We start from the raw sequence: 7,377 nt of genomic DNA, 5'->3' as shown, positions 1-7,377 counted from the left end.
AAACCATAAGCAGCCGTTACTCAACTAACGGATATGTACACCAAAAACCCCCTACCCCTCACAATCGAAAACCTCCCCACGCCTAACCACACTACCCGCCGCAAGCACCGCTCCCGGTGCCAACACACCATTGGCTCCAACCCGCGACTGATCCCCAAGCAGCGCGCCAAACTTGTCACAGCCGGTGCGCTGCAACTGCCCGTCAATGCGCACCTGCACTTCCTTGTCGTCACGCTCGTTCCGGTAGTTGGCCACGATACTGCCGGCTTCCAGGTTAACCCCGCGGCCCAATACCGAATCACCGACAAAGTTGAAATGCGCCAACTTGCTGCCGCTGAAGACAAAGGACGTCTTGAGCTCGGCACCCGGTCCGAAGATGCAATATTCATCCACCCAGCAACCGCCGCGAAGGTAGGCACCGGCAGCGATAAAACAGTGGGCGCCGATGATCAGCGGCGCTTTCAAAACAGCGCCCGCCTCCACGACCGCAGTACGGTGCACGGCAATCTCGTCATGAATCTCATAGTCATCATCAGAAAGCCCCGCCAGCAATTTGCGAACGATTTCCGGCGCCTGGGTCACCAACTCCCACGGCGCAAGATCCACCCAGGGTGCCAGCGGCGAACGGGAAAAATCAGCGATGTAATCGGTCAGTCGAATCAACGTCGAGCCCTCTACAGATCAGAGAAGCCCGAAACGCTAACACCCCCGTCACTGCCCGTCGAGCAGCACCGGTTTGCCCAACTCGCCGATCTTCTCCAGCCGCGCCCGCACGATGTTGCGGCTGATATTCAGCAGGCGCCCGGTCTGCAACTGGTTGCCATGGCAATAGCGATAGGCCGCGCGAAAGATCGTCTCTTCGATGTGCTCGTAGAGGTCCGGAATGTTCTGTTCGAACAACGCAGTGAGCGCCGCCTCCAGGCTCACCGGCCCAGTGATCGCAGGCGCGGCCTGGTTCGCCTCGTCCTGGCGAATGCCGGAAGAACGCATGTCCACCAGGTGCAAATCCGGCGGCTGCACCAGTTGATTGCGGCACACCAGCAACGCATGGTGAATGGCGTTTTCCAGCTCGCGAATATTCCCCGGCCAGCTGTGTTCCAGCAGCTTGCGCTCGGCATCGATGCTCAGTGACGCGCGGTTGTAGCCGAGGCGCTGGCAGTGCTCTTCAAGAAAAAATTCCGCCAGCGGCAGGATGTCGCCGGGCCGTTCCCGCAGGGGCGGCAGGCGGATGGTGGCGACGTGCAGGCGGTAGAACAAATCCTCACGAAAATGCCCCGCCACCACCGCGTCGGCGAGGTTGACGTTGGTGGCCGCCACCAGCCGTACGTTGATCGGAATCGGTGTGCGCGAGCCCAGGCGCACCACTTCTCGCTCCTGCAACACCCGCAATAATTTGACCTGCATGTTCAACGGCAAATCGCCGATCTCATCCAGAAACAGCGTGCCGCCGTTGGCCGCTTCGAACCAGCCGGCCTTGTGGGTGGTGGCGCCGGTGAATGCGCCTTTCTCGTGGCCGAACAACTCACTTTCCACCAGGGTTTCGGCGAAGGCGCCGCAGTTCACCGCCACAAACGGTTCACGCCCGCGACGGCTCAGGTGATGGATATGCCGCGCGACCAATTCCTTGCCGGTGCCGGTCTCGCCGATGATCAAGGTGTTGGCCTCACTGGGGGCCAGGCGCTCGATACGCGCCAGCAATTCCTGTGAGCGCGGGTCCTTGAAGACCAGCACGGTGGCGCGCACCGACTTGGTCAATTCACGGGCATTGGGATGGGTGATCAGCGACATGGTGCATTCCTGGCAGTAAAAGCGCGTGTCAATAGTGCATGAAGTTTTCTATACCATTTAATTATTAATTAATATTTATATATTCCCAAAACGAATATGCCAACACATCGCACCTCGTCTGCTGCTGGAGCAGCAATCAGCCAGCACCTGCGTGTGTGCAGATCAACACCAAGCCGTTGCCAGGCAGCCCTTCGAAAATCCGCAAAGCCACGTCCTACAAGGTGTGCAGCGCGTTTTTCAGCTGATGGCATGCAATCTGCTCTCTCCCTCTCAACGCCACCTGCCCTGTAGGAGCTGGCTTGCCAGCGAAGAGGCCCTAAAGCCTTGCACCGACTAAACGGACGCTTTCGCCGACAAGCCGGCTCCTACAGGGGGTCGCGATCACTTAGCAGGGAGATCCCAATGAAAAGATTCTGGCGCAACAGCATCGCCACCATGTTCGCTGTGCTGGTCAGCACCGGCGTGCTGGCCGAACAGGCGCCACCGGCGTCGGTGAAGATCGCGATCGTCGCCTACACCCAGGGCGGCAAACCGGTGTTCGGCGGCATCGCCGGGCGCGTTATCGAAGACGGCTGGCTCCAAGCGCAACTGCGTGAGCGCGGGGTCAAGCTGGAGTGGATCGCCCTGCCCCATGCCGGCGCCGGGCCGCAGATCAACGAAGGCTTCAGCAACAACAGCCTGGACTTCGCCGTACGCGGTGACCTGCCCTCGGTAATTGCCGGCGCCGGTGGCGTACCAGGCAAGCTGATCGTGCCCGGTGGCAGCGGCAACAATATTTACCTGGTGGTACCGGAAGGCTCCGCCGCGAACACCATCGAAGACCTCAAGGGCAAGCGCCTGGCGCTGCATCGCGGTCGGCCATGGGAGTTCGCCTTCAGCAACTTCCTGGCCAGCAAGGGCCTGAAGCTCGACGATTTCAAGATTGCCAACCTCAACCCGCAAGTCGGCGCCGCGGCTGTGTCTGCCGGCAAGGTCGACGCAGCAGTGTTGCTCAGCGAGGCCTATGCCCTGGAAGACAAAGGCGTGGGCAAGATCATCTGGTCGACCAAGCAAGGCAGCAACGACTGGCGGCTGGTCTCCGACCTGTGGGGCACCGAGACCTTCGTACAGCAGCACCCGGATATCACCCAATTGCTCGCCACCGCCTGGGTGAAAGCTGCGTGGTGGATTTCCCAGCCACAGAACCAGGACGCCTATTACCAACTGTCATCCCGCGCCGGCACCGCCGAGAGCGTGCTGCGTCGCGACGACCAGAACGACCCGGTGGCCTGGAAGGATCGCTGGGCGCCAAAAAGCGACCAGCAACTCAAGGCTCATTACCAGGCCCTCACCACCTACGCCCTGGCCAATCACCTGATTCGCGACACCTACGACATCGGCCCGTCACTGGCCACCGGCTTTACCAACCAGGCCCTGATCGACCTGAAACTCACCGACTACTGGCCGGCCCTGCGTGGCCAGGTCAGCACCAATCCGTAATAGGGAAATTGAGCATGAAACTGCCGCACTCCTTTGCCTTCGGCCTCAGCGTCCTGGCCCTGTCCATGAGCGTGTTTGCTGCCGACACCTACGCCCCCAAACCTGACCCGCTGCAAGGTGATGGCCGCGTCTCGGCTTTCTACACCTGGGGAAAAGCCATCCCGGCCGTTCCCGGCAAACTGCTGCGCAGCGAGCCGCTGGACAACACCCTGAGCCTGGCCAATGCCGCCAGCGCCCAACGCATCCTGTACACCTCCACCGACGGCATCGATAACAAGACACCGATCGTGGTGTCCGGCGCGTTGTTCCTGCCCAAAGGCACGCCGCCTGCCGGTGGTTGGCCAGTGGCGAGCTGGGGCCATGGCACCGTGGGCGTGGCGGATGTGTGTGCGCCGTCGTGGCAAGGTCGCTCCTACCGTGACGTGGCCTACCTCAATCGCTGGCTGGCCGAAGGCTTTGCCGTCGTCGCCACCGACTACCAGGGCCTCGGCGTACCCGGTGGGCATCCGTTGCTGAACAGCCGCATGGCCGCCTACGGGATTCTCGACGCCGCCAAGGCCGTGGTGGCCGGCGTACCCGGGCTGGCCGACAAAGTACTGATCGTCGGCCAGTCCCAGGGCGGTGCCGGCGCCTTCGCCGCAGCCGCCTATGCCGCCACCTACGCTCCGGACCTGGGAGTGAAAGGCAGCATCGGCACCGGCGTGATCTACACCCTCGACTACGCGAAGAACCCCAGCGAGGAGGTGCGCAACAAGGTCGATCCCACCCTGGCCTACGGCTTCTACACGTTGCTCGCCGCCCAGCAATACGACCCGAGCATCAACCCCGCCGACTTCTATACCGACAAGGCCCTGCCGATTTTCGAGCAGGCCCGTACCAGTTGCCTGTTCGCCCTCGAAGGCGATGTCGAAGGCCTCGGCCTGAGCATCGCCAACACCAAGAAAGACTACAAGGGCAAGCAACTCGCGCCGTGGCTGGCGCAGGTGTCTTACCCGACGCTGAAAACCTCGAAGCCGATTTTCATCGGCACCGGCGCCGAAGACACCACGCCGGCCGCCGCGACCCAGGTCAAGCTGATGCAGGACGCCTGCAAGGCTGGCTCCATCGTCGAAGGCCACCTGTACAAAGGCCTGGGCCACAGTGCCACGGTCAATGCATCGCTCAAGGACTCGATCCCGTTTGCCCACAAAGTCATCAACGACCAGCCGATCACCCCGATCTGCGCCCCCACCGCGCAATAAGCAGGAGGCTTGCATGAGCATCGAATTCTTTACCCGCCTGCCCTTGCACGGCGAAACCCAGTTCCTGCCCGGCGACCCGCGCAACCGGGGCGACTGGCATCGCAGCGGGCCCAGCACCGGCGCGGTGTCGGGCTTCAGTGTCGGTGATCATTTCACCTACATCGACTACCTCGGGCAAATCGCCAGGGCTGCGGAGATCAACGGCTTTGGCGGCGCACTGATGGTCAACGCGCCCACCGGCGAAGAACCGTGGACCGTCTGCGCGCTGCTGGCCCGGGAAACCCGTACCCTGCAATTCGTCACCGCCTTCCAGCCTTACCACTACACCCCGTGGGTGGCGGTGCAGCAGGCGGCGACCTACCAGCGGGCCACCGGCAACCGCCTGGTGTGGAACATCATCAACGGCGGCTCGGACGTGATCCAGCGCCAGGTCGGCGACTTCAGCGACCACGATGAACGCTACGAACGCGCCACCGAATTCATGGACGTGGTCAAGGGCTTCTGGCACAACGAGTCCTTCCACTACGACGGCAAGTTCTACAAGGCCGATGGTGGTGGCCTGCGCGGGCCATTGAAGAAGGCCAAGCTGCCGCTGATCTGCACCGCCGGCTCATCCATCGCCGCCCGGGAGTTTGCCGCCAAGCATGCCGACTTCTACCTGATGCGCGCCGAACACCCGGACGAAATCGCCGCCCTGATCGCCGACCTGCGCGAACGCGCGCTGAAGTGGGGCCGCACTGACATTCGCTTCGGCCTGTCGATTGACGTGATCACCCGGGAAACCGAAGAACTGGCCCGCACCGAAGCCAAACGCTTCTTCGACGAAGGCATCGCCCGCGGCGCGGTCAAGGCCGTGGCGGCCCACGCCGGGTTGCGTACGGCGCGCAAGCTCAGCTACGAGCACGGCTTCAGCGAAAAAACCGAGACCCAGGGCTTCGATGACTTCTTCATCCACCCCAATGTATGGACCGGTTTTGGCTACATCGGTATTCCACCGGGCTGTGCGCTGGTGGGCAGCTACGAGAACGTGGTGGCGCGGATTCGCGAGTACAACAGCATCGGCATCGACCTGTTCTTCCTCGCCGGCTATCCGCACCTGGAAGAAGCCTACCGCCTCGGCGAGCACATCCTGCCGCACTTTCGCAGTGAACGCGCCGAGTTGAGTCGTCCCCAGGAGCCGGTGCTGGAACTGCGCTCCGCCAACGGCCCGGCCGGAGTCTGATGCCATGAGCCTACTGCTTAGCCGTCGGGACTTTCTCGGCTACAGCGTGACCGTGGGCGGCGGCTTGCTGCTGGCCGGTTGCGGCCCCGCTGACACGCCCAAAAACGTCACCGGCAACGATCAACCCCGCTACGGCGGGCGCCTGCGCCTGGGGATTCTCGACGGCAACCAGAGCGGCAACCTCGATGCCCACAAACCCATTGGCAGCGGCATCGTTCGCGGCTTTGCGTTGTACAGCAAGCTCTGGGAATGGGACGAGCAGATGCAGCCGCGCCTGGCTCTGGCCGAGTTCGCGGAGCCGAATGCCGACGCCAGCAGTTGGACCCTGCGCCTGCGCCCCGGCCTGGAATTCCACAACGGCAAGACCATCGACGCCGACGACCTGATCTTCTCGATCCGCCGCCTCACCGACCCGCAGCTGGCCTCGCCCTACGCGGCGCTGCTGCACTGGGTGGACCGCGACAACCTGGTCAAGCTCGACAACCGCACCGTGCGCCTGAGCTTCCGGGAGGGACGTAGCTACATGCCGCTGGCAGAAACCTGGGTCAATTTCGGCGGCATCGTGCCGGTGGACTACCACCCGGTCACCAACCCGGTGGGCGCCGGCCCCTACAAGCTCAAAAGCTTCACCCCCGGCCAACGCTCACTGTTTACCCGCTTCGAGAACTACTACAAGGACGGCAAGCCCTACGCCGATGAGCTGGAGATCATCGACTTCAAGGATCAGGTCTCGCGCCTGGCCGCCCTGCGTTCCGGGCAAATCGACATGGCCAACGTGATGCCCACCGAGCAGTTGCCGATCCTGCAAAAGGACCCGCGCCTGAAGGTGATCACCTCGGTGACCGGTAACTGGCTGTCGTTCGACATGAACCTCGACAAGCCGCCGTTCAACGACCCACGGGTGCGCGAAGCGTTTCGCCTGATGGCCGACCGCGAAGAACTGGTGCGCCGCGCGTTGAATGGCCAGGGCCGGGTGGCCAATGACCTGTATGCGCCCAGCGACCCGACCTTCAACCACGACCTCGGGCCACGCCCCTACGACCCGCAACGGGCGGCGCAACTGCTCAAGGACGCCGGCCAGGAAAACCTCGAGGTGGAATTGATCACCACTCCGGGGCCTGGCTTGAGTTCGGCGCTGGTGCTGGCCGAGCAGGCCAAGCGCATTGGCGTGACCCTGAAGGTCAAGCAGGTGGACCTGGCGACTTTCCAGGGCCCGTTGAAAAACGACTGGCCCCTGAGCACCGGCGGCAGCATCGGCGCGCCGTTCCTGGCCAGTGCGATCCATACCGACGCGCCGTTTGCGGTGTCCAACAAGACCCACTTCAACGACCCGCAATTCAGCGAGCTGTTCCTGGCCGCCATGGCCCAGCCCGACCTGGAAAAACGCAAGGCCCTGGTGCATCAGGTCCAGCAGATCCAGTACGAGCGCGGCGGGATGCTGATCTGGGGCTACGCCGACTTGCTCGACAGCGTTTCCACCCGCGTCGGCGGGGCGCAGTCGGAAGAGTCGCTGTTCAGCACCTGGCGCTTTGAAAAGCTCTGGCTCAAAGACACGGCCTGACCCACTTACACCGCATCGCCCTGCAGGAGCCGGCTTGCCGGCGATGGCGTCCGGTCGCCCGGCGCAGGGCCCAAGGGCCTCATCGC

6 protein-coding genes are annotated in these 7,377 nt (G+C 63.0%); 4 read left to right on the top strand and 2 right to left on the bottom strand.

All coding sequences use genetic code 11. From position 1 onward, the window contains the following. Positions 1–51: 51 nt before the first annotated feature. Together HX873_RS09980 and HX873_RS09975 are read right to left on the bottom strand one after the other, a co-directional pair. The gene (locus HX873_RS09980) at positions 52–663 is read right to left on the bottom strand and encodes an LpxA family transferase (RefSeq protein WP_087693858.1); all 612 of its coding nucleotides are present in this window, start codon (positions 661–663) and stop codon (positions 52–54) included. Positions 664–711: 48 nt separating this feature from the next. Beyond that, entirely contained in the window at positions 712–1,788 is a 1,077-nt protein-coding gene (locus HX873_RS09975) for a sigma-54-dependent Fis family transcriptional regulator (protein WP_003216996.1), read from the bottom strand. 402 nt (positions 1,789–2,190) lie between these two features. On the opposite strand from HX873_RS09975, the gene HX873_RS09970 reads away from it, so the two are divergent. Genes HX873_RS09970 through HX873_RS09955 form a run of 4 tightly spaced genes read left to right on the top strand, consistent with a single transcriptional unit; the run spans position 2,191 to position 7,291 of the window. Next, complete coding sequence (locus tag HX873_RS09970) at positions 2,191–3,267, top strand: ABC transporter substrate-binding protein (protein WP_008430964.1); 1,077 nt, start codon at positions 2,191–2,193, stop codon at positions 3,265–3,267. A gap of 14 nt (positions 3,268–3,281) precedes the next feature. Continuing rightward, entirely contained in the window at positions 3,282–4,508 is a 1,227-nt protein-coding gene (locus HX873_RS09965) for a S9 family peptidase (protein WP_177122631.1), read from the top strand. Between the two features lie 13 nt (positions 4,509–4,521). Beyond that, a complete protein-coding gene (locus HX873_RS09960; protein ID WP_177122630.1) occupies positions 4,522–5,730 on the top strand; it encodes an LLM class flavin-dependent oxidoreductase in 1,209 nt (402 codons plus the stop codon). 4 nt (positions 5,731–5,734) lie between these two features. Then, positions 5,735–7,291: an ABC transporter substrate-binding protein gene (locus tag HX873_RS09955; protein WP_003216988.1), complete on the top strand. Its 1,557-nt coding sequence runs from the start codon at positions 5,735–5,737 to the stop codon at positions 7,289–7,291. Positions 7,292–7,377: the final 86 nt, after the last annotated feature.

This window comes from Pseudomonas sp. P7758, assembly GCF_013386485.1.
In the GTDB taxonomy this organism is placed as follows: domain Bacteria; phylum Pseudomonadota; class Gammaproteobacteria; order Pseudomonadales; family Pseudomonadaceae; genus Aquipseudomonas.
This window is presented reverse-complemented; position numbering and strand designations above follow the sequence as displayed.